The organism is Marinomonas sp. BSi20584 (genome assembly GCF_002792415.1).
Classification (GTDB): domain Bacteria; phylum Pseudomonadota; class Gammaproteobacteria; order Pseudomonadales; family Marinomonadaceae; genus Marinomonas; species Marinomonas polaris.
Window position 1 is genome coordinate 57,294 of record NZ_KZ454870.1, and the last position, 24,141, is coordinate 81,434.

Annotated in this window: 28 protein-coding genes and 1 other RNA gene; 20 read left to right on the forward strand and 9 right to left on the reverse strand. The window is 41.8% G+C overall.

Annotated features, from left to right (window positions below; translation table 11 throughout):
- Positions 1–76 precede the first annotated feature (76 nt).
- Positions 77–1,525, forward strand: coding sequence for a conjugal transfer protein TraF (gene traF / locus TY87_RS03035; RefSeq protein ID WP_100185941.1), 1,449 nt, complete (start codon positions 77–79; stop codon positions 1,523–1,525).
- Between the two features lie 73 nt (positions 1,526–1,598).
- Here traF and TY87_RS03040 read toward each other — a convergent pair whose 3' ends face one another.
- The 3 genes from TY87_RS03040 to TY87_RS03050 form a co-directional block, all read right to left on the reverse strand.
- Complete coding sequence (locus TY87_RS03040) at positions 1,599–2,192, reverse strand: 5-formyltetrahydrofolate cyclo-ligase (protein ID WP_100185942.1); 594 nt, start codon at positions 2,190–2,192, stop codon at positions 1,599–1,601.
- A 4-nt stretch (positions 2,193–2,196) separates the two neighbouring features.
- Positions 2,197–2,374: non-coding RNA, 6S RNA (gene ssrS, locus TY87_RS03045), on the reverse strand.
- 129 nt (positions 2,375–2,503) lie between these two features.
- Positions 2,504–2,803 (reverse strand): cell division protein ZapA, encoded by a 300-nt coding sequence (locus tag TY87_RS03050; protein ID WP_072839535.1) that lies wholly within the window; start codon positions 2,801–2,803, stop codon positions 2,504–2,506.
- Between the two features lie 144 nt (positions 2,804–2,947).
- Between TY87_RS03050 and prfB the strand changes: the two genes are divergently transcribed.
- From prfB to TY87_RS03090, 8 genes are all read left to right on the forward strand, one after another.
- Positions 2,948–4,043, forward strand: a protein-coding gene (gene prfB, locus TY87_RS03055; protein ID WP_100185943.1) for a peptide chain release factor 2 whose coding sequence is annotated in 2 segments (ribosomal slippage) — positions 2,948–3,019 and positions 3,021–4,043 — 1,095 coding nt in all. Because the reading frame shifts where the segments join, the coding sequence is not laid out codon by codon here.
- Positions 4,044–4,091: 48 nt separating this feature from the next.
- Entirely contained in the window at positions 4,092–5,594 is a 1,503-nt protein-coding gene (lysS, locus tag TY87_RS03060) for a lysine--tRNA ligase (protein WP_100185944.1), read from the forward strand.
- A gap of 111 nt (positions 5,595–5,705) precedes the next feature.
- Positions 5,706–6,767: a histidinol-phosphate transaminase gene (hisC, locus tag TY87_RS03065; RefSeq protein WP_100185945.1), complete on the forward strand. Its 1,062-nt coding sequence runs from the start codon at positions 5,706–5,708 to the stop codon at positions 6,765–6,767.
- Between the two features lie 423 nt (positions 6,768–7,190).
- On the forward strand, positions 7,191–7,706 hold the full coding sequence (locus TY87_RS03070; RefSeq protein ID WP_072839539.1) for a 2-thiouracil desulfurase family protein: 516 nt from the start codon (positions 7,191–7,193) through the stop codon (positions 7,704–7,706).
- A complete protein-coding gene (locus TY87_RS03075) occupies positions 7,699–8,115 on the forward strand; it encodes a hypothetical protein (RefSeq protein ID WP_100185946.1) in 417 nt (138 codons plus the stop codon). Before TY87_RS03070 ends, TY87_RS03075 begins: the two co-directional genes overlap by 8 nt.
- 136 nt (positions 8,116–8,251) lie before the next feature.
- A complete protein-coding gene (locus TY87_RS03080; protein ID WP_072839541.1) occupies positions 8,252–8,821 on the forward strand; it encodes a sigma-70 family RNA polymerase sigma factor in 570 nt (189 codons plus the stop codon).
- Positions 8,818–9,603: an anti-sigma factor gene (locus tag TY87_RS03085; protein WP_100185947.1), complete on the forward strand. Its 786-nt coding sequence runs from the start codon at positions 8,818–8,820 to the stop codon at positions 9,601–9,603. The genes TY87_RS03080 and TY87_RS03085 overlap by 4 nt, the downstream gene beginning before the upstream one ends.
- Before the next feature lie 187 nt (positions 9,604–9,790).
- Positions 9,791–10,216 carry a DUF7282 domain-containing protein gene (locus TY87_RS03090; RefSeq protein ID WP_100185948.1) on the forward strand — a complete coding sequence of 142 codons (426 nt, stop codon included), beginning with the start codon at positions 9,791–9,793 and terminating at the stop codon, positions 10,214–10,216.
- A 52-nt stretch (positions 10,217–10,268) separates the two neighbouring features.
- Here the strand turns inward: TY87_RS03090 and TY87_RS03095 are convergent, their stop codons facing one another.
- Positions 10,269–11,219, reverse strand: coding sequence for a LysR family transcriptional regulator (locus TY87_RS03095; protein ID WP_100185949.1), 951 nt, complete (start codon positions 11,217–11,219; stop codon positions 10,269–10,271).
- 89 nt (positions 11,220–11,308) lie between these two features.
- On the opposite strand from TY87_RS03095, the gene TY87_RS03100 reads away from it, so the two are divergent.
- The 6 genes from TY87_RS03100 (at position 11,309) to sugE (ending at position 13,943) form a co-directional block, all read left to right on the forward strand.
- The gene (locus TY87_RS03100; RefSeq protein ID WP_072839545.1) at positions 11,309–11,737 is read left to right on the forward strand and encodes a DMT family transporter; all 429 of its coding nucleotides are present in this window, start codon (positions 11,309–11,311) and stop codon (positions 11,735–11,737) included.
- A gap of 11 nt (positions 11,738–11,748) precedes the next feature.
- Positions 11,749–12,210, forward strand: coding sequence for a DMT family transporter (locus TY87_RS03105; RefSeq protein WP_100185950.1), 462 nt, complete (start codon positions 11,749–11,751; stop codon positions 12,208–12,210).
- 216 nt (positions 12,211–12,426) lie between these two features.
- Positions 12,427–12,870: a GNAT family N-acetyltransferase gene (locus TY87_RS03110; protein ID WP_100185951.1), complete on the forward strand. Its 444-nt coding sequence runs from the start codon at positions 12,427–12,429 to the stop codon at positions 12,868–12,870.
- 25 nt (positions 12,871–12,895) lie between these two features.
- A complete protein-coding gene (locus TY87_RS03115) occupies positions 12,896–13,228 on the forward strand; it encodes a YnfA family protein (RefSeq protein WP_072839548.1) in 333 nt (110 codons plus the stop codon).
- 71 nt (positions 13,229–13,299) lie between these two features.
- Positions 13,300–13,539 (forward strand): hypothetical protein, encoded by a 240-nt coding sequence (locus TY87_RS03120; protein WP_012068855.1) that lies wholly within the window; start codon positions 13,300–13,302, stop codon positions 13,537–13,539.
- A gap of 86 nt (positions 13,540–13,625) precedes the next feature.
- On the forward strand, positions 13,626–13,943 hold the full coding sequence (sugE, locus tag TY87_RS03125; RefSeq protein WP_100185952.1) for a quaternary ammonium compound efflux SMR transporter SugE: 318 nt from the start codon (positions 13,626–13,628) through the stop codon (positions 13,941–13,943).
- Between the two features lie 78 nt (positions 13,944–14,021).
- Here the strand turns inward: sugE and TY87_RS03130 are convergent, their stop codons facing one another.
- Complete coding sequence (locus TY87_RS03130) at positions 14,022–14,930, reverse strand: LysR family transcriptional regulator (protein ID WP_100185953.1); 909 nt, start codon at positions 14,928–14,930, stop codon at positions 14,022–14,024.
- Positions 14,931–15,081: 151 nt separating this feature from the next.
- Between TY87_RS03130 and TY87_RS03135 the strand changes: the two genes are divergently transcribed.
- Both TY87_RS03135 and TY87_RS03140 read left to right on the forward strand, forming a co-directional pair.
- Complete coding sequence (locus TY87_RS03135; protein WP_198432022.1) at positions 15,082–16,536, forward strand: YfcC family protein; 1,455 nt, start codon at positions 15,082–15,084, stop codon at positions 16,534–16,536.
- A 63-nt stretch (positions 16,537–16,599) separates the two neighbouring features.
- Positions 16,600–17,493, forward strand: coding sequence for an aspartoacylase (locus TY87_RS03140; protein WP_100185954.1), 894 nt, complete (start codon positions 16,600–16,602; stop codon positions 17,491–17,493).
- 87 nt (positions 17,494–17,580) lie between these two features.
- Here TY87_RS03140 and dxs read toward each other — a convergent pair whose 3' ends face one another.
- From dxs to TY87_RS03155, 3 genes are read right to left on the reverse strand one after another with little or no spacing between them, the layout of a single operon-like run.
- On the reverse strand, positions 17,581–19,458 hold the full coding sequence (gene dxs, locus TY87_RS03145; protein WP_072839694.1) for a 1-deoxy-D-xylulose-5-phosphate synthase: 1,878 nt from the start codon (positions 19,456–19,458) through the stop codon (positions 17,581–17,583).
- 51 nt (positions 19,459–19,509) lie between these two features.
- Positions 19,510–20,391, reverse strand: coding sequence for a (2E,6E)-farnesyl diphosphate synthase (gene ispA / locus TY87_RS03150; protein ID WP_100185955.1), 882 nt, complete (start codon positions 20,389–20,391; stop codon positions 19,510–19,512).
- A complete protein-coding gene (locus tag TY87_RS03155; RefSeq protein ID WP_072839552.1) occupies positions 20,388–20,630 on the reverse strand; it encodes an exodeoxyribonuclease VII small subunit in 243 nt (80 codons plus the stop codon). The genes ispA and TY87_RS03155 overlap by 4 nt, the downstream gene beginning before the upstream one ends.
- A gap of 174 nt (positions 20,631–20,804) precedes the next feature.
- On the opposite strand from TY87_RS03155, the gene pomA reads away from it, so the two are divergent.
- The 3 genes from pomA (at position 20,805) to dapB (ending at position 23,517) form a co-directional block, all read left to right on the forward strand.
- The gene (gene pomA / locus TY87_RS03160; RefSeq protein WP_072839553.1) at positions 20,805–21,560 is read left to right on the forward strand and encodes a flagellar motor protein PomA; all 756 of its coding nucleotides are present in this window, start codon (positions 20,805–20,807) and stop codon (positions 21,558–21,560) included.
- Positions 21,561–21,586: 26 nt separating this feature from the next.
- Positions 21,587–22,579: a flagellar motor protein MotB gene (locus TY87_RS03165; protein WP_100185956.1), complete on the forward strand. Its 993-nt coding sequence runs from the start codon at positions 21,587–21,589 to the stop codon at positions 22,577–22,579.
- Between the two features lie 137 nt (positions 22,580–22,716).
- Positions 22,717–23,517: a 4-hydroxy-tetrahydrodipicolinate reductase gene (gene dapB, locus TY87_RS03170; RefSeq protein ID WP_100185957.1), complete on the forward strand. Its 801-nt coding sequence runs from the start codon at positions 22,717–22,719 to the stop codon at positions 23,515–23,517.
- A gap of 73 nt (positions 23,518–23,590) precedes the next feature.
- Here dapB and TY87_RS03175 read toward each other — a convergent pair whose 3' ends face one another.
- Entirely contained in the window at positions 23,591–24,079 is a 489-nt protein-coding gene (locus TY87_RS03175; RefSeq protein WP_072839556.1) for a MarR family winged helix-turn-helix transcriptional regulator, read from the reverse strand.
- Positions 24,080–24,141: the final 62 nt, after the last annotated feature.

The window sequence follows — 24,141 nt, forward strand, 5'->3', positions numbered from 1 at the left end:
TAGCTTTATAAGTTATCGGTTTTTTTTATGGTCTGGTTTATGCCAGCACTGCTGTATTGATGGAAAAGAGTGACGCATGAGAAAGAGTTGGGGAATTTTTAACCTGGGTTTAGTAATGGGGCTGGGCGTTTTTAGTTCTATAGCAATGGCCTCTATGTACGTTTATCAACCTATTGGCTCAAGTACTGTGTTAGGAAGTTATGGAAATCGTCATGCGTTGTCAACTGCGGCTGGTAATCCTGCGTCTTCTTATTTGATGGCCAATCTACAGGGTTTTCGAGTCGGTTTTTTAGGGCCAATAGGGATAGGTGTCGAAGGTGGCGGAGTCAATGGTATCAACGATAGAGTGGATCGACTTGAAGCTATCTTTGATGAAGACTTTACTTCTAGTATTGATGTTGATGCTATTAAAACTGAGGCTCAAGCGATTTTTGATAATCAAGGGCAGGCCGCAGCTGATGCGTTCGTGGTCGCGAAAATTGACGAAGTGCTAGCGGATATTAATAATTCTCTTGATTCAGCTGATGTGGTTATTTCAGATATTAGTCGAACTACGTATGCAAAATTTTCGACCACAGTGCAAGGACCTTTTTTACCTATTATTTATAAAACCAGACGTCGTGGTGTTTTTATGTTAGATGCCAGTGCTTCATTGGTTGGGCGAGCCGATGTGTTGGCGGATAATTTGACTCTAACTGGTGTCGATGAGTTAGACGCTGTTACCAGTACCTCTGAGCTTGATGGTGTTGATGTAAGTGGTGCAGGTATTGAGTCAGATACCTCTGTATATATGAAAAGAGCGTCGGATCTCCGTTTTAGCTTGGGTTACAGCGAGATGGTGTCTCGATCTGAAACGAGTGCTTTGATTGTCGGTGGCAGACTGAATTTTCATCGGCTTGCTTTAGATCAAAAGTTAACTGTATTAAACGAAGATGACGACTCTAGTATTTCTTATAGTGATTTTTTCTTAAGTCGAGACTCTGTTTCATCTGGTATTTCGCTTGATTTAGGGCTTATTTTGACGGGCCAAAACTTTCAATTAGGTGCCTCTATAGCAAACGTGAACGAGCCGGAGTTTGATTACAAAGGTTTAGTTAGTGATTGTACCGGATTAACCGGAGCCGATAAGACCAGTTGTGAAGCTGCTATTAGATTTGCTGGAAAAGGTGCTTTCTCATTAAACGAAACTTATAAGATGGAAGCGCAGATGACGCTTGATGCCGCTATTAAAAGCAAGGATCAGCATTTTTCATTAGCAGGATCTTATGATGTAAACTCGATAGCAGACCCATTGGGTGACGAATATCAGTGGGCGACAGTATCGCTATCCTATTTTACTGATAGCTGGGTTTTACCGGGTATGCGTATCGGTTACAGGAAAAACTTGGTTGGTAGCGAGTTAAACTATTTCACTGCGGGCCTAACATTTTATCGGCGCTTAGATGTCGATGTTGCTTATGCGCCTGAAAATAATGATGGCAATAGTGGGGCCTATGTGTCTGTTGGTTATAGCTTTGTTTATTAACTTGTTAGGTTGAGCTAAAAGAAACAAGCCCAAAAACTTAGATACAGTAAAGCTACTTCAATCAGATATGGCGCTACACCTTGATGAACTGTGTCGGTGTAATAATCGCTTGCAAGGGTACATCCCAACCTTCAACGGGGAGATTTTTTACTTCTTGGCAGTCATGCGCTAAACCTATTAATAACGGCTTTTCATCGGCTCTTTTGTTGGCAAAGGTTCTGTCGTAAAAGCCACCACCCATACCAAGGCGTCCGCCTTTTGAATCGAATCCAACCAAAGGTAACAAGACAATATCCAGCTTGTTGCCTGATAGATATTCAGTCGTCATAGGTTCTTTAATGCCGAAAATGTTTTCCTGCCAGATTGTCTCTGCGGTATAACGTGCAAACGTTAGTTGCTTGCCTTGTACAACAGGAAGATAAGTTTCGATATTTTGTAACCAGAAAAATTCGCATAATATATGTGGCGATATTTCACCATCATTGCTGAGATACAAGGCGATGTGTTGGGCGCTGTCTACTTTGAGAGAGTCGAGAGAATTGAGCTGTTCTTTGAGGTTTGATAACAATGCTGTTGATGCATTAAGTTGCTCATCTTCGGATAAGCTTCTTCTGGTTTGACGTAATTGACGACGAAGTGTCTGTCTAGGATCGAGATGAGAGGTCATAAAAGAGTTTCCCAAGTTGCCGTTTCGGCTATTGGCCTTGAACCCAGTGGTTCAAGGTGGAAAGAACTGTGACTCTTTAGGCTTTCCGACGCACGGACATGCACACCAAACCAACAGGCTCTTTCCGGGGTATTACTCATAGGCTCAAGGGCGTTAAGCCGCTTCGAACAACCCAGGAAACGAATTTCAGTATAAAGTAACTCACTGTAGAAATCACTTAATAGCGCAAATCGTTTTCTGCGTTGTATGAAGAAAATTCGTGTTCTACGCTTGCAATCAAAAAAGTAGATCAAGAAATAAGCCACGAATGTTTATTCATTAACCAATTTTGTTTCATGCGATAAAGCAGCATCAAGCTGCGACGTCAGTTCTCGTAACTGTTGCTCGTTAGAACGGGCGTATTTTCGGTTGTTAAGCATATCGTGAGTAATATTCAATGCCGCAAGTACTGCTATTTTTTCAAGTCCAACGATTTTGCCGCTGGCTTTGATTTCATTCATTTGATTGTTTAAATACTCAGCAGCTTCTTTCAAATCTGCTTCATGCCCTTTAGGGCAATTTATCTTATAATTTTGTCCCAGTATGGCGACTGAAACGGTTGGCTTATCCATATTGACTCCATTTGATAGCAAGGCCCACAAAAAATGGTCTGTTTTTCCATCATTGGGTAGCGAATGGCATTTTATGCTGCGACTAAATTCGTTACAATTCCGAATCACATTTATCCACACTGTTTATAGCAAATTGACGCCAATATGGAAATAAACCCGATACTTTCTAAGATAAAAGACCTTTCAGCTCGTGCTTTAACCCTTCGGGGGTATCTTTGACTACGAGTCAAAGAAAGAACGCTTAGAGGAAGTTAACCGTGAACTGGAAGATCCAGCTATTTGGAACGACCCAGAATACGCCCAAAAACTTGGTAAAGAGCGTGCTGCGCTTGAAGCCGTTGTTGAAACTCTTGACAGTTTGGAATCCGGCGTGAACGATTCCAAAGAGCTACTAGAGATCGCCGTAGAAGAAAACGACGAAGATTCAGTAGAAGCGGTTCAACTTGAGCTAGAAGAGCTAGATGCTTTGTTAGCCAAGTTAGAGTTCCGTCGTATGTTTTCCAAAGAAATGGACGAAAACAGTGCTTTCTTGGATATTCAGTCAGGCTCCGGTGGTACTGAAGCTCAAGATTGGGCCAACATTCTATTGCGCATGTATTTGCGATGGGGTGAAGACAAAGGCTTTAAAGTTGAGCTGATGGAAGTATCTGCAGGCGATGTGGCCGGAATCAAATCCGCGACCATTCGTTTTGAAGGCGATTATGCGTTTGGGTGGTTGCGTACTGAAACAGGCGTACATCGTCTGGTTCGTAAGTCTCCATTTGACTCTGGCAACCGTCGTCATACGTCGTTTGCGTCTGTCTTTGTTTCGCCTGAGATCGATGATAACGTCGATATTGAAATTAATCCGGCGGATATTCGTACTGATACTTACCGTTCATCCGGTGCCGGTGGTCAGCACGTAAACACCACCGACTCCGCAGTACGTATTACCCACGTTCCTACGGGCATCGTGGTGCAATGTCAAAACCAGCGTTCTCAGCACGCTAACCGTGACTTTGCCATGAAACAACTTCGTGCCAAATTGTACGAGTTTGAAATGATGAAGCGTACCGAAGCGGCGCAAGCTGTGGAAGATAGCAAATCTGATATCGGTTGGGGCAGTCAAATTCGCTCTTACGTATTGGATGCGTCACGTATTAAGGATTTGCGTACAGGAGTGGAAACTTCCAATACTGGTGCTGTGCTAGATGGAAACTTAGACCAGTTTATCATTGCAAGTTTAAAACAGGGCTTATAAAGCGCCGTTCCTTATTTAGAACATTCAAAAAAGAGTAGATAGCAAATCATGGCTAACGAAAATAACACAGAATCCACAGCACAATCTGACGACAATCGCTTAGTAGCAGAACGTCGCGGTAAATTGGCTGCTATTCGTGCAGAACGAAATGCTTATCCAAATACATTTCGTCCAAATGCGTATGCAGCAGACCTACAAGCCGAATTCGGTGAACTAGAAAAAAACGAGCTAGAAGAGAAAGACCATAAAGTTAGCATCGCTGGTCGTATTATTCGTAACCGTGGCGCTTTCATGTTGCTACAAGACATGACGGGTCAAATCCAAGCTTACGTAAACCGTAAAGTTTTGAGCCCTGAGCTATTAGCTGATCAAAAAACATGGGATTTGGGCGACATCATTGGTATTTCTGGGCCTGTGCATAAATCTGGTAAAGGCGATTTGTACATTGATATGCAAGAAGCGCAATTGCTAACCAAGTCTCTACGTCCATTGCCAGATAAGCATCACGGTTTGTCAGATATGGAAATGCGCTACCGCCAGCGTTACGTTGATTTGATCGTAAACGAAGAGTCTCGCGAGACTTTCCAAATGCGTTCAAAAATCATCTCTACGATTCGTCGCTTCCTAGAAGATCGTCGTTTCATGGAAGTTGAAACGCCAATGCTACAAACTATTCCAGGTGGTGCATCAGCTCGTCCATTTATTACGCATCACAATGCGATGGACATGAGCATGTATTTGCGTATCGCGCCTGAGCTTTATTTGAAGCGTTTGGTTGTGGGTGGATTTGAGCGTGTATTCGAGATTAATCGTAACTTCCGTAACGAAGGTACGTCGACTCGTCATAACCCAGAATTCACCATGATCGAATTCTACCAAGCGTATGCAGACTACAAAGATCTGATGGATCTAACGGAAGACATGCTGCGCACCGTTGCAGAAAAAGTACTTGGTACAACAAAAGTGACATACCAAGGTTCTGAATACGATTTCGGTGCGCCGTTTGTCCGTATGAGCATGCTTGATTCGATTCTGCACTACAACCCAGAATTGACGGCGGCGGATCTAGAAACATTAGAAAGCGCGACTGCTGTAGCGAAGAAACTAAAAATCGACGTGAAACCAATCTGGGGCTTGGGTAAACTTTGGACTGAAATTTTCGAAGAAACCGCAGAGCACAAATTGGATCAACCGACTTTCATTACTGAATACCCTGCGGAAGTGTCTCCACTTGCGCGTCGTAATGATGACAATGATTTCATAACAGACCGTTTTGAATTCTTTGTTGGTGGTCGTGAAATCGCTAACGGCTTCTCTGAGCTTAATGACCCAGAAGACCAAGCTGAGCGTTTCATGCGTCAGGTTGCAGAAAAAGACGCGGGTGATGATGAGGCCATGCATTACGATGCAGACTACATCAATGCTCTAGAATACGGTTTACCACCAACGGCTGGTGAAGGTATCGGTATCGACCGTTTAGTGATGTTGTTCACTAATGCACCTTCGATCCGTGATGTATTGTTGTTCCCACATATGCGCCCACAAGATTAATCTTAGGCCATATAGAAAAACGTAATACAAAAATAAGGCCTCATTAGAGGCCTTATTTGGTTTGAACTCTTTTGCACCTTCTACTTTTGCTGAAAAATAATGGAGTACTCCATGAGTCGTTTTTGGACAGATAAAATTGCTTCTCTTGACCCTTATGTGCCAGGCGAACAACCGCAAGACAAAAAGTACATCAAGCTAAATACCAACGAAAGCCCATACTCGCCATCGCCTAAAGCTCTAGAAGCGATGGCGTTTGAAGTAAGTGAACGCTTGCGTCTTTATCCAGATCCAAATTGCGCTACGCTGAAAAATGCCTTGGCAAAAAACTACCAATTAGATGCGAACCAAGTTTTTGTTGGTAACGGTTCAGATGAAGTGTTGGCCTTGGCTTTCATGGGGTATTTTGCTGGTGGCAAGCCATTGGCTTTCGCCGATATCACTTATAGCTTCTACAAAGTGTACGCTGGCTTATACAGCATCGAACCAAAGCTAATCCCGCTTAACGATGATTTCGACATCATTCCTGCGGATTACGAAAACCTAGACGTGTCAGGTGTGGTCATAACCAACCCTAACGCGCCAACAGGCAAGGCTTTGCCTTTGGCCGATATTGAAGCAATACTAAAATCGAACCCCGATGTGGTTGTGTTAGTTGACGAAGCCTATGTGGACTTCGGCGCTCAAAGCGCGGTGTCTTTGATTAACCAATACCCAAATCTATTGGTTGTGCAGACCTTGTCTAAATCTCGTGCTTTAGCTGGGATTCGTGTTGGCTACGCATTGGGGCATCCAGATTTGATCGAAGGTTTGGAACGTTTAAAGAACTCCTTCAACTCCTATCCAATTGATCGTGTTGCCTTGGCTGGTGCCACTGCTGCTGTGGAAGATGAAGCTTATTTAAAAGAAATTTGCGAAAAAACCATCGCCACTCGTGAGAAATCTTTTAAAGACCTCGAAGCATTGGGGTTCAATATTATTCCATCTGCAACAAACTTTGTTTTCGCGACACATCCAGATAAAGACGCCGAGCAAATCTACCTTAATCTAAAAGAGCAGGGCATCCTCGTGCGTTTCTTTGGTAGCAATAAACCGCGTATCGGCAACTACCTACGTATTACTATTGGTACAGACGAAGAGATGGCCGCGTTAACTGCAGCGTTGGAAACTTTGTAATTGCATACATATGGCCTATTTTAAATAGGCATATTTTAAATAGGCATATTTTAGAAGGCCGCTCGTAAATGAGCGGTTTTTGCTTTCTGGCCAGCAAAAGTATCATTATTTTTATAAGAAGTTCTTGTTTTGCTTTAGTGCTCTACTGGCGAAACCTCTGATAAATACCTTGGTCTAGTTTTTTAAATAGGATGAAGGGAAGCTTGAGTAAAATTTCTCACGGCCTGTGATTTATCTGAAATGTATATTAAACATAGCGACCTATTAGATTATTGTACGTTAGGTTAGTTGTTTGTTGAAAGCTTGGTAGTCAGTCTGTCTTTATGCGTTATTGATTTAGTAGCATGTTTTCATTGAGTATTTTTAGGACTGCTTTCCTTATTATGTGTTTTATTTTTTTGTTTATTTTTTTAAAGAGTTCTCATGGAAAAATTGTTAGTTAGCTCTTGTCTAATGGGTTGTAAGGTACGTTATAACGGCAGTGATCTCCCCATGAGTCAGGCCGATTTTGGCTGGTTGGCTGAGCATTTTGAACTGGTGTCTTTTTGCCCCGAAGTGGCTGGTGGGTTGCCTACACCTCGGCCGCCAGCTGAGATTGACGTTGGCGCAGGATCGGATGTATTGTCGGGCGGCTCTAGGGTTATAGGTAATGATGGCGTGGATGTTTCTGAAGCATTTATAAATGGCGCACATTTGGCGTTGCAAGTTTGCCAAGCACATAATATTCGTTTTGCCATGTTGACCGAGTCCAGCCCATCTTGTGGGAGTGCAACGATTTATGACGGCTCGTTTGGTGGTATTAAAAAGCAAGGACAAGGCGTGGCTGCTGCATTGTTGGTGCAGCACGGTATTCATGTGTTTAGCCAAGAAACTTTTAATGACTTTAAGGTACTGATGGAGAATAACTATCCTAAATTATCGGGAGTTGAATGTGTTTGAACCTGTAATACAAGAAGAAACCACAGGATGTGGTATCGCTTCTGTGGCGAATATTTTGGGTAAAACGTATTCACAAATGAAAGCTTCTGCCAATGCGATGGGAATTTATGCTGATGATAAATCTCTTTGGTCAGATACGCAGTATGTAAGACAAATGCTGTCTGCCGCTGGCGTTGTAACGTCTATCGATGAAATCCCTTTTGAGTCGTGGCATGCTTTACCCTCCCTAGCTCTGCTAGCTATTAAGCACCATCAAGAAGAAGGCAAAAACTTCTGGCATTGGGTGGTGTTTAAACGGATTGATGGGAAGGCTTTTGTACTAGATTCTGCCAGTTATTTACCTGCTAATATTCGAACAGATTTCGAGAGCATGCAACCTAAATGGTTTATTGAAGTTATAGCGCCTTAGTTTGGGTTTGGCTAAAAAAAGTGCAATACTGCCGCAATAGCTTTGTTTGCGAAAACCTATTTTATTTTCTAATAGCCAATAGTCTGCTGACGCTACTAACATTCTACGAAGTGGATACTTAATTGATACGAGTCTTATGAATCAATCTTTATTATCGGAACAGAACACGACAGAATCTTTGGCAAATTTGCTGCTTAAAGTCGCTCAAGAAGATCGTCTGGCCTTCTCTGAGTTATATGAGGCTACTCACCGGAAACTTTTTGGCATTGTTTATCGTATCTTGAAGAATCAGGCAGCATCTGAAGAGGTGCTGCAAGAGGTTTATCTTAAGATATGGGAAAAGGCGGAGAGTTTTGATGCAAGCGTTGCGTCACCAATAACTTGGATGGCTACCATTGCACGTAACCGTACTATTGATGAGGTACGAAAAAATAAACTGCCAGACAGTGATGTCGATGTAGATTTTGATTTAATCGCAGATGATTCGATGACGCCAGATGACTCTTTTACTAAGAGCCGAGATTTATTAAAACTTGAGGCTTGCTTGGCTGAGCTTGAATCACCTCGTGCGGAGATGATTAAGGCTGCGTATTTAGACGGATTTTCTCGTCAAGAGCTTGCAGAACGTTTCGAGCAGCCGCTAGGCACTATTAAAACTTGGCTTCATCGCAGCATTAAGCAGCTGCAAGGTTGTATGAATTTATGAATAACAACGAAGAAATATCCATTAACACATTGGCGGCAGAGTACGTGCTCGGTACGTTGGATAAAGACGAGCGCGACGCGGTAGAAGCACGACGTGTGAACGACCCTGTGCTCGATCAAGCCATTGTAAACTGGCAAGCACACCTTGCTGGATTAAATGACTATGTGCAGGATGCAGAGCCAAGAAAAGATCTATTCAATGATATTTTGGCTAAGCTTGATCAACGCATTGATAATAAAGCAATGAACGATAAGTCACTGCACGATACATTAATGAGCACTGCTGCTGCTTCTTCTGCCGTTGTTGTCGAAATGGAAGCAATGCGGATTAAACTAAAACGGTGGCGATTCAGTGCATTAGGTGCATCGGCCATTGCGGCTTGTCTTGCCATCTTTATGGTTGTTAAACCACCAATAGCGCCTAGTATTCAAGCCAACGCTCCTTTTGTCGCAGTGTTTCAAGCTGATGATAAGCAGCCAGCTTTTATTATGTCATTGGATATTGAAACCCGTCAGCTGACGGTTCGCCCTGTTACTGCACAAGGACAAGCGGCAGGTAAAACGTATCAATTGTGGATTAAGGCGGATGAAATTGGGCCAACACCACGATCTTTAGGTTTATTGGCGAATGTTTCTACACCGATTCAAAAACAAATTAATTATGATCCTGCGGTGATTCGTCATGCGACGTTTGGTATTAGTGTTGAGCCAGCAGGAGGCTCTCCAACCGGCGTGCCAACTGGGCCAGCCATTCACGGTAGGCTATACCCAACGTCTTTATGATTTAGAAATCATGATCGTCAAAGCCAACCTCAACAGGTTGGCTTTTTTATGTTTTAACCCTCATTTTGAGGTTTTAGAAAAATAATTTAAAAAAACATTTATTTGCTGAAACCTTTTTAAATTGTGCTCGTAGCTATGAATGTAAAAGAAAAATACTACTCAATAAGACACAATTTAGAGGTTTATTATGAAAAATACATTTTCACGTATTGCGCTTGGTTTAGGTATTTTGACAATGACTGGTGCTGCGTTAGCGGATGGAATGAGCGGTAAACTTGCTGTTAAAGGCAGTGATCAGGATGTATCGGGCGGAACAGTCAGCGCTGACATGGTAATGGCGGATAGCAACGGTTGGTTGGTTGTACATCGTACAGATAAAGCGATGAAGCCTGGTCCTGTGGTGGCCTATGCACCACTTAAAAAAGGTCAAAACCATGATGTGGCAGCGATCCTTACTGAATCTGTTAAGTCTGGTGAAATGTTAATGCTGATGTTGCATGGTGAAGCTGGTGGCATGAAAACAGGTATTTTTGAATACACCTTAGGTGCGAAAGAAGATGGCCCGATCAAAGTAGACGGGAAGCTAGTGATGGACGTTATTACAGCAAAATAATATAGAAAATTATCCAATAAGGGGCAGATGGATTTTTATCTGCTCCTTATTTTTATGTATTTTCAATTAGGCGTTTATCCCAGTAAGGATGCGAACGGCCAAAAAAATCTGCCATAAAGTCGAGAAAATACACAACCTTTGATGACTTCATTCGATTGCCTGGATAGAGAGCGTAAATACTTTGTTGAGTATCTTTTTCTGATCCTTCCCAGTGTTCTAGCAAGGCGACCAATTCCCCAGACGCCAAATGCTGAAACACCAACCAGCGTGGAAATAAGATAACCCCTTGGCCAGCTAAAGCTGCCTGTACCAAAATATCCGCATTATTGCTGCATAAGTTACCAGCGACTTCAATACATTCGAATACTGGCTTTTCTTCTTGTCGGAAGAACCAGTTACGACGTCCGTTATTACCCTTATAAACCAAGCAGTTTAAGTCGAGAAGTTGCTTAGGCTGAATTAGGGAACCGATTTTTCCTTTCATGTTTTCAAGATAACTGGGTGCAGCGCACAGTACGAATTGTTCGTCGGCAACGGCTTGATAATTGAGGCTAGAGTCTTCAAAACCACCAATTCTAATAACAATGTCAGAGCCATTCGCTACGGGATCAACATAGGCATCGGTAAGCATCAGCTCGACGTTGATGTCTGGGTAGCGCTGTTGGAACTGACAGATTAATTTTGACAAGTGTAAACGGCCAAATGAAACCGGCGCATTAATATTCAAGTTACCTTGTGGTGTTAGAAGAGAGCCTTTGGCGTGCTCTGTCGCTAAATCTAAACTTGTTAATGCCTCTCTTACTTCAGCGAAATAATAATTGCCCACTTCGGTGAGTTTTACCGCACGGGTGTGTCTATAAAAAAGGCGCTGGCCAAGGTCTTCTTCCAAGGATGAAATGTATCGAGAGATAGAAGAGGGCGGTAAATCCAACTCGCGTGCTGCAGCAACAAAGCTACCTGTTTTGGCAACGGAAAGAAAAACCCTAAGAGGTTTGATGCTCATAATGCAATTATCACTTGTTATCTGTGTTATTGATTTAATTTAAGCACTAATGAAGAATGCCCGCAACGAAAACGAGTGGAATGAAACGTATGCAAATAATTGTTTATCTCTTGGTGTTGGCAGCGGGCATGGGATTGTCTATTGAGGCTGGACTTTTAGGGCCTTTAGGTGAGTTGGTAGGTCATTTTTCAGCCACGTTGGCGATTTTTATGATTGGTTCAATATTGTTGTCATTGATCATGATTTTCTTTGCTAAGCCTAATTTACCTGAGCTATTCAAACAGCCTAAATGGTTACTGACCGGCGGTGTATTGGGTCCTGTTTATGTGGTTTTTCTCACCATAGCGACACCGATTATTGGTGTCGGTATGACAATGACCAGTGTTTTATTAGGACAAATCGGCATGAGCCTAGTGATTGATCATTATGGTTTGTTAGGCAGTGAAAAGCGCGGGATTGATCCGTATCGAATTTTGGCCGTGGTGATGATTGTTGTCGCCCTTTGGCTTTTGAGTTAGGAGCAAATAGTATGACCGTATTTTTCGCAGTTTTTATGTTGATATTGGGCGGTGTTGCCCTGTCTGTACAATCTTCAATTAATGGACGTCTTGGTAATAGTGTTGGCGTGATAGCCAGTGCTTGGCTGACTTTTGTGATTGGTTTCGCTATCTCGTTCTTATTGTTTTTCTTCTTTGAATCGAACCATGAGGTCACCCTTTTTAGTGCGCCAAAATGGCAACTTAGTGGGGCTTTATTTGGCGTAATGTACATGTTGATCGTGGTGTTTGCTGTGCCCAAAATCGGTATCGCAGCGGCGACAGTGTGTACAATTTCTGGTCAGTTGATCATGAGTTTGATCATCGATCATTTTGGTTGGTTAGATAACAATATTATTCCATTAGACAGTAATCGATATGTTGCCATTTTATTATTAATTGGTGCCATCACAATGATTTATATGAGTAACAAACGTATCGCAAAATCAGCTTAATAATTCATCCTGTCCATCTTTAATGGCCTAGCCGATCTGTAATCAATAGATCGGCTAGGCCATTTTTGTCTTTATTCCTTCATCACGAGAAGTCTTCTCAATTTAGCTGTTTCAATAAAAGTCTCCGAACTGCGTTCTGTATTTTGCATTTAGCTTGTAAACTGGCATTTTTGGCGAAACACTGTCGACTATAGATTCAGTAATTACGGAGTAGAAATGGATATTCAGAAAGTTGATATGGCTGATTTGGAACTTGTTAAGCACTTTATTGGCCAAGTATCTGCTGTGGATGTGTTGCCTAATTTTAATGATCAAGGTAAGGCTGAGTACAAAGCGCGTGTTTTGCCAGATATTGTAACAACGTTTGATACAACGCGCTTTCAGACACTTAAAGTCGTCTGTGCTGACGAAATCGTTGGTTTTGGTGCGTTACGCGATGGCAATTATCTTACTCACTTATTTGTGTCTAAATCGCTGCAAGGTCAGGGGATAGGAAAGCGACTCCTTAATGCTTTATTAGATACGTCAGAAGCTAAAGAAATCAGCCTGCGTTCGTCGGTGAATGCGGTTGGCTTTTATGAATCTTATGGGTTTGAGGCAACAGGAAGTGAGGCTGATTTTAATGGCATTCGCTTTGTACCTATGTGTCTGGCACGTTGACCACATCATTAGAAGGAACTCTTTTTTGCCTGAGTTAAAAACAATAAGTCTTTTTATGCTGACGGCATTGGCAGAGATTGTCGGTTGTTACTTGCCTTATCTTTGGTTGCGTGAAGGGAAAACGATCTGGTTACTAGTGCCAGCGGCGTTAAGTTTAGCTGTATTTACTTGGCTGCTGACTTTGCATCCAACTGCATCAGGAAGAGTCTATGCCGCTTATGGTGGCGTTTATATCTTTATGGCTGTTTTATGGCTGTGGATTGTTGACGGTATTCGTCCAACCACTTGGGATATGATTGGGTCTGCTGTGGCGCTTTTAGGTATGGCTATTATTATGTTTGCGCCACGGACTACATAATATGGTTTAATTGACAGCTTTAAACGGGCAGATCTAAAGGATAAATGTTAACTGAGGGAGAGATTTTAAACATGGCATTTTCAGAGCAAGAGAAACAAGCATTACTTGAATTGAAAGGTGTTGGGCCTACCGTTATTAAGCGTTTTGAAGAAATCGGTATTGATTCATTCGAAAAACTGGCTGCTTATGAAGCCAAAGATATCGCTGGTATGGTTGCTTCGATGTTGAGAACAACCTGTTGGAAAAATAGTCCGCAGGCTTTGTCTGCTGTAGATTCTGCGATAGTTCGAGCTAGGCAAGACGTTTCTTAAAATATAATGTTAAAGACTAATGATGTGGGGACGACCTCACCGCTCCAATTAATAATGAGGACGACCTCATAATATGAGGTGTTTTTATGAGCTGGTTTATTCTAGTCATTGCAGGGTTATTGGAAGTAAGTTGGGCTATTGGCTTGAAATATACCGAGGGCTTTACCAAGTTATGGCCCTCGATAGGGACTATTTTGTCATTGATTGTTAGCTTTGTATTACTTGGTTTGGCGATGAAAACATTGCCTGTAGGTGTGGCTTATGCAGTATGGGTTGGCATAGGTTTGGTTGGCACAGCAATACTGGGTATTTTGTTGTTTGATGAATCAGCCCAGACATTAAAGCTAATCAGTCTTGGCTTAATCTGCGCTGGAATAGTGGGCTTGAAATTGACTAGTTCTTAATTAACAGTAGCTTCTTCTTATTCAAACATAGCGCTAGATTTTTTAGCGTTATGTTTGATTTTAATGTCATAAGTGAGTTTATTTAATGCTTTTATATAGAGGCATTTTTTTAATGTTGCGCTTTGCACAAGCCGAAAACTCTCTCGATAATTTACTTCGAATATGGTCCGCAGAATAATACATGGTGTAGCGATATTTTAATTGTGGTCTAAAAGGCCGAGTTACAACATTTAGTCCAGTCCACATGCTAGCGTTAAAGGGATCTAAGAGCGCAATGCAGAGTCCAGCAGCTACCATTCCATATCCTGAAAGTGAGCGTTGAGTAGAAAATTGTGAGCGGATTTTAATGTTGTGTTCTTTCAACAAGCTTTTATGGCTGTGCCATTCCATACCATCTTCATCAATCAACTTTAGAAGGTTTTCGCCATTTAAATCTGTAGGCGTTATCACATCTTTTTGTGCCAAAGGATGGCTTTCTGGTAGAACACATACCCAATCAACATCAATTAACGGTTCTTCAATAAAACCCGAATGATAGTCTGCATGATTCGTAAGAATTAGATCGTATTTGGCATGCCTTAACCCTCTCATTAGTTGATCAACACTGTCTGTTAATAAACTGATGTGAACATCTGGATTTTCGTCGACAAAATGACGTATTAAAGTCGGAGTTAATTGAGTTGCTAGCGCAGGAGTTGAGCCAATTGTCAGGTTTCCATGGGTCGACTGCTTTAAATTTTCTGCAAAATTTTCTAGATGATGAATGCCATGAACAACACCTTTTACTTCTTCGTAAAAAGCCATGGCTTCGGCTGTTGGAATCATTCTTCCTTTTTGTTTTTGGAATAATTCAAAGCCAATACTGTCCTGTAAGTCTTTGATAAGTCGACTTATTGATGGCTGAGATACTTGCAGTGTCATGGCTGCTTGAGAGAAAGAGCCTTTCTCAATAACAGCTAAAAATGCTTGAAGTTGTTTGTATTGCATTGCTATAGCTCATAGTTTTTTCGAATATAACTATACATAAATGGCTATTGTTCGAATAGCTTATATGTGAAATATTTATTCTTAATTGAGCTCATTATTCATAAGTTCGCAAAAAATGCGGATATAAAAAAACAAAATGTGGGGAACTATTGTGCCGGATATTAATGAAGATAAAAGCTATTCGAGTCAGATAAAAGATAAGCGGGCTTGGTATTTAAGAATGCCAGATCCAATGGTGCTGATATTTTATATTTTATTGGTGGCCAGTGCGCTTTCTTGGATAGTGCCAAAAGGAGCTTATGACCTGGAAAAAGTTGATGGTCGGCAACGCGTGGTTGCGGGATCGTTTCATTATTTAGCTGAGGATACTAGCAGTAACACTCTTGCTTCAGTGGTGAATAATGTCTTTGATATTTTTGTGGCTATACCACAAGGGCTAATTCAATCTGCGCAGTATCTGTTTATTGTATTTATTGCTGGCGGTCTCTTTAATATTTTATATCGTACTAATGCACTGGAAAATTTTGTCGGAACATCGGTTAAGCGTATAGGACTTAAGCGCGGTAATTTACTTATTTGGTTATCGACCTATTTATATGGTGTGTTTGGTATCGCTGTTGGTTTTGAAAATAACATTGCTTTGGTGCCTGTGGCCTTGTTGGTATCCAGTGCGCTTGGCTATAAAAACCTTGTTGGCGCCTGTATTGCGATAGGCGGTATCGGTATCGGTTTTGCTCTCTCTCCTATTAATCCTTATACCGTCGGTGTATCTCAAAGTATTGCGGGCTTACCTATTTTTTCTGGTGCTTTGTTGCGGTGTATTCTGACCTTTTTGTCTCTAAGTCTATTGGCTTGGTACATCACTAAATTTGTTGCGCCAAAAGCTAAAGCAGAAGAATCTACATCGGATCAACTGTCCAAACAGCTTTCTGACTATCGTATGAACTCTCGTGATGTCTGCGTTATGTTGGTTTTTTTAGCAGGTATTGTAGTTATTGCTGGGTGTTCCTATCTCGCTGGAACGGGCGTATTAGGCCGTAGTTGGTATATTAAAGAAATCACTGCTGTCTTTATCGTTATGTCTATTGTCATTGCTGCTATTTGTCGAATCGGGGCGAATCAATATGTAAAACATATGATTGACGGGGCTTCGAAAGTGACTGCTGGTGCTTTGGTTATTGGCTTGGCAGCATCAATCAAGGTCGTACTTGAAGATGGGCAAATTATTTATACTATTGTGCACACCTTAAATTTGCTGATCGATTTCATGCCGGATGCGCTTATTGCAGTCACCATCAGTGTGATTCAAGGAATAATCAACTTATTTATCCCAAGTGGTTCAGGTCAAGCTTTAGTGACTATGCCGATTCTCATTCCTCTTGCTGATTTGGTGGGTATTAGTCGCCAAGTAATGATTCTCGCTTTTCAGGTTGGTGATGGTATTACCAATTTAATCATTCCAACGTCTGGCGGCACTTTAGCCATGCTGGCATTAGCACGAGTGGGCTTTTCTGAATGGGTTAAGACTATTTTTCCGGTCATTATAATGGTTTATGTGCTTAGTTGGATATTTCTTGTTTTTGCTCAGTATACGAATTGGTCATAACGTTTTAATTAAATGGCGCCGCCACTATGGATGTTGTGCGGCGTTTTGGAGATATAAGTGAATATGAAAAAAATGCAGCGTATTGCCTTAATTGGTGGCACTCATGGAAATGAATTATCCGGTATTTATTTGGTGAAAAAATGGTTGGCTCAACAAACATTGAAGCAATGGGATACATTGGATATTACCGCTCGTATTGTTAATCCAAGAGCCTGTGAGCAATCCGTTCGTTATATTGAAACAGATCTGAATCGTGAGTTTGGTGTTGGCCTTGATGATATGGATAAGACAGGGTACGAAGCGTTATTGGCTAAAAAAATTAATATTGAGTTTGGTCCTAAAGGTAATTCCCCCTACGAGTTTTTGATTGATTTACATAATACAACATCAAATATGGGAGCTTGTTTGATGTTACAACGTAAAAATGCCTTCACTGTTTTGTTAGGTGGTTATGTAAAGCATCGGATGCCACACGCCAATATCTATTTTCAAGATAATGTGCCGGAGGAAAAGCAGAACTTCTTACTTACTGTGGCTCAGCAAGGTGTAACTGTCGAAGTAGGGCCCCAACCAAATTCAGTGCTTCAACAAGAAACCCTGGGTTTAATGGAGGAACTGACGAAGCATATTTTGGACTTTGTTGAGCTTTGTAATAGCGGCACAGCTTTAGAAATACCAGATGAATATGATGCATTTCAATATTCTGAAAATCTACATTTGCCAGTTAACGAAAATGGACAAAGAGAAGGTTTGGTATCTAGTCTGGTTGATCAGAAAGACTTTCAGCCAATAGAGCCTGGTCAGGTGGTAATGGAAACGTTTGCTGGAGAAAAGATTACTTGGCAGGGGGATTATACCGCGTATCCATTATTTATTAATGAAGCGGCTTATCACACAAGTCATAGCGCTATGACACTTTCTAAAAAAATTGTGATGTCGTGTCAGGATTATAAGTAGTCGAGATTATAAATGGCTGACTAAATGCCTCCACAGACTAAAAAATAAGGCCAGAATTAATCTGGCCTTATTTTTAATGGCTTGTGATTACAAATGGGTCAGTTTTAACTCGATGGATTTCTGAATACCATCTGCATCCAGTCCTACGCGTTTTAGCATGGAAGCATGGCTAGCATGTTCTTCATATTGATCTGGAAGACCAAGGTGAAGCGTTGGAATGTTTATGTTATTCGCAATTAGGAACTCACTAACTGCTGATCCAGCTCCGCCCATGATGGCATTTTCTTCAACGGTGACGATGAGCTTTGCATCACGATGAGTAAGTAACGCTTCTTCATCGATCGGTTTAACAAAGCGCATGTCGAGCAAGGTTGCGTCTAATGTATTCGCTGCTTTTAGTGCATCGTAAGTAGGGCGACCAAAACCACATATAACAATACCTGATTGCCCTGTTCGTAGCGTACGAGACTTACCTATTTTAAGTGTGCTCAGTGTTGATTCAATGTCGACGCCTTGGCCTGTTCCTCGCGGATAACGTACTGCAGCTGGGCCTTTGTATTCATAGCCAGTTTGTAGCATTTTACGGCATTCGTCTTCGTCTGACGGAGCCATAACAACCATGTTTGGAATACAACGAAGATAGCTTAAATCGTAAACACCAGCATGAGTGGGGCCGTCTTCGCCAACTAAACCTGCTCGATCAATGGCAAATAAGACATCAAGGTTTTGTAGAGCCACATCGTGAATAAGCTGATCGTAAGCACGTTGTAGGAAGGTCGAGTAAATCGCAACAACGGGTTTAACGCCATCGCATGCCATTCCAGCAGCTAATGTCACTGCATGTTGTTCTGCGATAGCAACGTCAAAGTATCTTTCTGGAAAGCGATCAGCAAAATCAATTAGATCTGAGCCTTCTTTCATTGCAGGAGTAATTGCGACAAGCTTATCGTCTTGTTCTGCCGCATCACATACCCATTTACCAAAGACATTGCAGTATTTTGGCAGTTTGCTTTTTTCTACGTTAGGTTTTGGATCCGGTTCGATTTTATTAATAGCGTGATAGCCAATTGGATCACCTTCAGCTGGCTCAAAGCCTTTACCTTTTTTTGTGATGACATGAAGGAATTGAGGACCTTTTCGATCTTTTAAGTTAGATATAGTGGTTAATAAGTGATCCATATCGTGACCATCAATTGGCCCTATATAGTTAAAACCTAACTCTTCAAACATCATCCCTGGCGATACCATACCTTTCATATGTTCTTCGGCTTTACGAGCGAGTTCTAATGCAGAGGGTAAGCCTGAAAAGACTTTTCTACCACCTTCTCTAATATTGTCGTAGGTCTTGCTAGCCCAAATGCGAGCAAAATAACTGGATAGCGCGCCAACTGGTTTTGATATGGACATTTCGTTGTCATTTAAAATGACCAACATATCAGCTTTAACATCACCTGCGTGATTAAGTGCCTCGAATGACATGCCAGCAGACATAGCGCCGTCGCCAATGATAGCAACAGCTTTGCGGCCAGTTTTTAGTTGTCGTGCAGCGAGAGACATACCCAGTGCAGCACCAATAGACGTACTTGAATGACCAACACCAAAAGTATCGTATTCACTTTCATCGCGTTTGGGGAATCCGGATATACCGTTTTCTTGTCGAATGTTGAGCAAAGCTTCACGACGACCCGTTAAAATTTTATGGGGGTAGGCTTGATGACCTACATCCCAAACAATGCGATCTTCTGGTGTGTTGTATAAATAATGTAGGGCAACCGTAAGTTCTACGACACCAAGACCTGCGCCAAAATGGCCGCCAGTTTGTCCAACACTGTAAAGCATGAACTCTCGTAATTCGCGGACAAGAGCTGGCAATTGCTCTTTTTTAAAGGCGCGTAAGTCAGCTGGTGAGTTGACTTCATCAAGTAGCGGCGTGTCAGGTCGCGCAGTAGGTATCTCTTCGAACATCGGCACAGGTTTGGTCACATTTAATTAATCTAAAAAAAGCGGGTAAGTATATCAGTGGTTACGACCAATAATATAGTTCGCAAGCTCAACTAAAGGCTGAGCGGCGTCACCAAATGGCGAAATCGCTGTAAGGGCTTGGCTATGTAGGCTTTGAGCTAGCGCTTGAGCACCAGCTAAACCAAGCAGCTTAGGATAAGTTGGTTTGTTTGCCTCTTCATCCGAGAACTGAGTTTTGCCCAGCGTTGTTGTATCACTGGTGATATCAATGATGTCGTCTTGAACTTGAAAAGCTAGGCCAATTGCTACGGCATAAGCATCTAGAGCAGCAAAATCTGCTTCGCTTTTGGCACCAGTACTGATAGCTCCCATACGAATACTAGCTCGAATAAGTGCGCCCGTTTTATGTTGGTGCATTTGCTCAAGTTCATCAATATTGATGTTGTTGCCAACATTGGCCAAATCAATCATTTGCCCTGTGACCATACCATGACGACCAGAAGCGTGGACAAGTTCTTGAATCAATTGTAGTTGCACTTTAGTGTTTTGATGTTTCGAGTCACTCAATAATTCAAAGGCAAAAGTCTGCAGTGCATCACCAGCAAGTATGGCTGTCGCTTCATCGAACTGTATGTGGCAAGTGGGTTTGCCGCGACGTAGATCGTCGTCGTCCATGGCAGGTAGATCATCATGAATCAAGGAATAGGCATGGATTGATTCAATCGCCGCTGCACTGGCGTCAGTAAGATTGTTAGCTTCGCCAAATAAGGATGCGGCAGCATAGGTCAACATAGGGCGAACGCGTTTACCACCATTGAATAGGCTATATGCCATGGCACTTTGTAGATGAGTAGCGGGTTCGTATTGGCCTAAACTGTGTGTAAGGTAGTCATCAACTCTATGGCGAGCATATTGAGAAAAATCGTCTAAAGTCACGAATTTAATTCCGGGTCAAAAGTTTCTAGGTGCTCACCATCTTGTTTTTCCAACAGTATTTGAACTTTTTGCTCAGCTTGGGTGAGAACAGACTGACATTCTTGACTAAGTTTAACACCTTTTTCAAAGGCTTTTAGTGCCTCTTCAAGAGAAAGCTGATTAGACTCAAGCTGAGTGACTAGCGTATCTAATTCGCTGAGGTTTTCTTCAAAATGACGGACATTGGTTTTTCTAGACATGATGATTACTCTTGTTTGAACCTACGTTTTGTAACAGAAAATGACCTACTGTTCGAGGACGTGTTAACGAAAATTACAAAAATCATGTAAGAAGATGTCATTCTTCCGCTTTGTTTCGTATAGAATCATTAAAATGTATCAGTAGTATTATAGCTTTTTTGTTAGGAGACGTGTGTGGATATCGCAACGTTAATAGGACTTGTTGGATCTTTTATAGTAATTATTGCCGCTATTTTTGTCGGTGGGTCAGCAGGGATGTTCATCGACACTGCGTCAACGCTGATTGTATTAGTTGGTTCTACCTTTGTTGTTTTGATGCAATATCCTTTAAGTCAATTTCTTAGCGCAGGCAAAATTGCGGCAAAAGCCTTTATGTTTAAAAGCATTCCGTTAGACACATTGATCGATGAAATCTACGGTTTAGCTGATGAAGCGCGTAAAGGTGGTTTGCTTTCTTTAGAAGGTAAAGAAGTAAGTCATCCATTTTTATCAAAAGGCATTCAAATGCTGGTGGATGGTCACGACGGTAATGTTGTGAGAAGTCAACTATCTAAAGATATGAACCAATCTTATTATCGGCATAGTGCTGGAGCGAAAGTATTTAAAGCTTTTGGTGATGTGGGTCCTGCGATGGGGATGATAGGAACATTGGTTGGATTGGTACAGATGTTGGCAAACATGTCTGACCCAAAAGCAATCGGCCCTGCAATGGCTGTTGCCTTGTTGACCACTCTTTATGGCGCCATGCTAGCCAACATGGTGTGTTTACCTATACAGGCGAAGTTGAATATTCGTGCCGATGAAGAATTAACCTGTCAGAAGTTGATTTTGGATGCCTTGCTTGCTATTCAGTCTGGTCAGAACCCTCGTATTTTAGATGGCGCATTGAAAACTTACATAGCTGAAGGTAAGCGAATTGAGCGTGAATAATATTTTAGTTGTAAACGGATTCGATAATGAGTGATGAAGAAGAGTCAGATTGCCCCGAATGTGTAGAGGGTTTACCTGCTTACATGGGAACTTTTGCGGATCTCATGTCTTTGTTGATGTGTTTCTTTGTACTTTTGCTGTCATTCGCTGAAATGGATGTTTTGAAATTTAAGCAACTTGCAGGATCATTGAAAGTGGCATTTGGTGTACAGCGTGAAGTTGAAGCGGAATCTATTCCTATGGGAACCTCTGTGATTGCACAGGAGTTTAGCCCTGGTCGTCCTGAACCGACACCAATTAATGAAGTTAAACAAAAAGCAGACAGTACACCTGAAAATACGCTTGAAGTTATTTGTAAGCCTGGTGATGCAGAACTAAAAGAGCAAAGTAATTCAGGTTCACCTGCACCAGTAACCTTTGTCGATAAATCTAAAGCTGATCTTGAAAAAGAGAAGAAAATTCAAGAAACAGAAGGCGATGCTCAAATGATAGCCTCTGTGATGCGAGAAGAGATTTCAAAAGGTACGGTGGAAATTGAAACACAAGAACAGACTATTACTATTCGGATAAAGGATCAGGGGTCATTTAAGTCGGGTTCTGCTGAATTAAATTATGATTTCATTCCGGTTATTGACTTGATTCGTGATGTACTTGTTGGAATTCAAGGTACTATTTCGGTAGAAGGACACACTGATAATATTCCTATAGCAAGTAGTCGATTCCGTTCGAATTGGCAATTGTCATCGGCGCGAGCTATTTCTGTGGCTGAGGAGCTGTTTTCTACCGGGCAACTTGATCAAGGTCGATTTGCTGTAACGGGTTATGCTGATACACGTCCTCTGGTGCCCAATGATACGCCTGCGAATCGTGCGACTAACCGACGTGTAGAGATTATTGTTAAGCAAAATGATACATCTCGCCCGAAAATGCGTAATACGGTAGACGAGATACCGTCAGATGGTGTTATTGAATTTGATCGAAATATGGTTGATGAGCTGAAACCAAACGAAATATTTTAATCAACTTGCCTATTAGTATAAAAAAGGAGCCTCGGCTCCTTTTTTATACTTTGCAGTAGGTCTTATTGATTTTTAATGCTGAGATTCAAGTGAATTTTTGTTATGGTTTGCGCAGACAAAATTGAGGAAGTAGATAAATGCGAGTAGCAGTCATTGGCGCATCAGGGCGCATGGGAAAAAATCTAATCACCGCCATTCATGATGCCGAAGGTGTATCCTTAGGCGCGGCTATTTTAAAGCCTGGTAGTAGCTTGATTGGTGCAGATGCAGGTGAGATTGCTGGTGTTGGTAAGTTGGGTGTTGCAGCCGTTGCTTCATTAGCTGATTGTGTAAATGATTTTGATGTTTTGATTGATTTCACAACTCCCTCGTTAACTTTAGAAAATGCTGCTTTCTGTGCTAAACACAAAAAAGCCATCGTGGTTGGAACAACTGGTCTAAATGACGCTGAAAAAGCGAAGTTAAACGAGGCTGCTCAGCAGTCTTCGGTTGTTTTTGCTCCTAATATGAGTGTTGGTGTGAATTTAACCCTTAAGCTGCTTGCTACTGCTGCAAGGATTTTGGGCGATGAATATGATGTGGAAATTGTCGAAGCTCATCATCGTCACAAAGTAGATTCTCCTTCTGGTACGGCACTGCGTATGGGTGAAGTGGTTGCTGAAGCGTTAGGGCGCAATTTAAAAGATTGTGCAGTTTATGGCCGAGAAGGTCAGACTGGTGCCCGTACTCAAAAAGAAATTGGCTTTGAAACCATTCGCGCTGGCGATGTGGTTGGAGAGCACAGTGTGTGGTTTGCAACTGAAGGTGAGCGTATTGAGATTGTTCACAAGGCGAGTAGCCGTATGACTTTTGCTAAAGGTGCAGTGCGTGCAGCAGGTTGGTTGGAAGGTAAGTCAGCTGGTATGTATGATATGCAGGATGTGCTGAATTTAAAATAATGGTTTTGATGGTATTACATTAAATCAAAAAGGCCGCTAATTAGCGGCCATTTTGATTAGTTGAGTTCGCTTTTTAAACTAACGCATCAGGTGAATTGATATCCAGTAAAGGTGCAGCATCTAGATTCTCTGCATCCATCATCATGGCGATGCGTTGTAAAGAAGAGAGTACTTGAGTCTGCTCCCAGCCTTCTAGAGAATCAAATTCATCGATGAATTTTTCATGCAAAAGCGGTGGCGTGGTTTTTAGTATTTCCATGCCTGAGGAAGTTAAGCGAGCATTAACGATACGTTTGTCTTTCTGAGCTCTAACACGCTCCACGTATTTCCTATCTTCTAGGCGGTTAAGTATGGTCGTCACAGTCGCTTGACTGAGGGACACACTGTCAGAGATTTTTCGTACAGTCACATCGCCCAGTTCTTCAATAGAGCGAAGCACCATGATTTGAGGAATTGTTAATCCACAGGCCTTTACAACGCGCTTAGATTGTAGATCTGTAGCACGGATAATGCGTCGTAAGTGGACAAGAACATCGTGTAAGTGTTGTGGTGAATCAGGCATAGCAATTAATTAATCCAAAAAATTTTACGGATTGTATGATTTTGTTTTGATCTGTAAAAGCT

Excerpts from the sequence above, each read along its gene's own strand:
- TY87_RS03105 (WP_100185950.1), top strand. The coding sequence starts at position 11,749 with ATGACCGTATTTTTCGCAGTTTTTATGTTGATATTGGGCGGTGTTGCC.
- traF (WP_100185941.1), top strand. The coding sequence starts at position 77 with ATGAGAAAGAGTTGGGGAATTTTTAACCTGGGTTTAGTAATGGGGCTG.
- TY87_RS03175 (WP_072839556.1), bottom strand. The coding sequence starts at position 24,079 with ATGCCTGATTCACCACAACACTTACACGATGTTCTTGTCCACTTACGA.
- TY87_RS03140 (WP_100185954.1), top strand. The coding sequence starts at position 16,600 with ATGAAAAAAATGCAGCGTATTGCCTTAATTGGTGGCACTCATGGAAAT.
- dapB (WP_100185957.1), top strand. The coding sequence starts at position 22,717 with ATGCGAGTAGCAGTCATTGGCGCATCAGGGCGCATGGGAAAAAATCTA.
- TY87_RS03085 (WP_100185947.1), top strand. The coding sequence starts at position 8,818 with ATGAATAACAACGAAGAAATATCCATTAACACATTGGCGGCAGAGTAC.
- TY87_RS03040 (WP_100185942.1), bottom strand. The coding sequence starts at position 2,192 with ATGACCTCTCATCTCGATCCTAGACAGACACTTCGTCGTCAATTACGT.
- hisC (WP_100185945.1), top strand. The coding sequence starts at position 5,706 with ATGAGTCGTTTTTGGACAGATAAAATTGCTTCTCTTGACCCTTATGTG.
- lysS (WP_100185944.1), top strand. The coding sequence starts at position 4,092 with ATGGCTAACGAAAATAACACAGAATCCACAGCACAATCTGACGACAAT.
- TY87_RS03155 (WP_072839552.1), bottom strand. The coding sequence starts at position 20,630 with ATGTCTAGAAAAACCAATGTCCGTCATTTTGAAGAAAACCTCAGCGAA.
- TY87_RS03090 (WP_100185948.1), top strand. The coding sequence starts at position 9,791 with ATGAAAAATACATTTTCACGTATTGCGCTTGGTTTAGGTATTTTGACA.
- TY87_RS03070 (WP_072839539.1), top strand. The coding sequence starts at position 7,191 with ATGGAAAAATTGTTAGTTAGCTCTTGTCTAATGGGTTGTAAGGTACGT.
- TY87_RS03120 (WP_012068855.1), top strand. The coding sequence starts at position 13,300 with ATGGCATTTTCAGAGCAAGAGAAACAAGCATTACTTGAATTGAAAGGT.
- TY87_RS03080 (WP_072839541.1), top strand. The coding sequence starts at position 8,252 with ATGAATCAATCTTTATTATCGGAACAGAACACGACAGAATCTTTGGCA.
- TY87_RS03130 (WP_100185953.1), bottom strand. The coding sequence starts at position 14,930 with ATGCAATACAAACAACTTCAAGCATTTTTAGCTGTTATTGAGAAAGGC.
- TY87_RS03050 (WP_072839535.1), bottom strand. The coding sequence starts at position 2,803 with ATGGATAAGCCAACCGTTTCAGTCGCCATACTGGGACAAAATTATAAG.
- sugE (WP_100185952.1), top strand. The coding sequence starts at position 13,626 with ATGAGCTGGTTTATTCTAGTCATTGCAGGGTTATTGGAAGTAAGTTGG.
- TY87_RS03165 (WP_100185956.1), top strand. The coding sequence starts at position 21,587 with ATGAGTGATGAAGAAGAGTCAGATTGCCCCGAATGTGTAGAGGGTTTA.
- TY87_RS03095 (WP_100185949.1), bottom strand. The coding sequence starts at position 11,219 with ATGAGCATCAAACCTCTTAGGGTTTTTCTTTCCGTTGCCAAAACAGGT.
- dxs (WP_072839694.1), bottom strand. The coding sequence starts at position 19,458 with ATGTTCGAAGAGATACCTACTGCGCGACCTGACACGCCGCTACTTGAT.
- TY87_RS03110 (WP_100185951.1), top strand. The coding sequence starts at position 12,427 with ATGGATATTCAGAAAGTTGATATGGCTGATTTGGAACTTGTTAAGCAC.
- TY87_RS03100 (WP_072839545.1), top strand. The coding sequence starts at position 11,309 with ATGCAAATAATTGTTTATCTCTTGGTGTTGGCAGCGGGCATGGGATTG.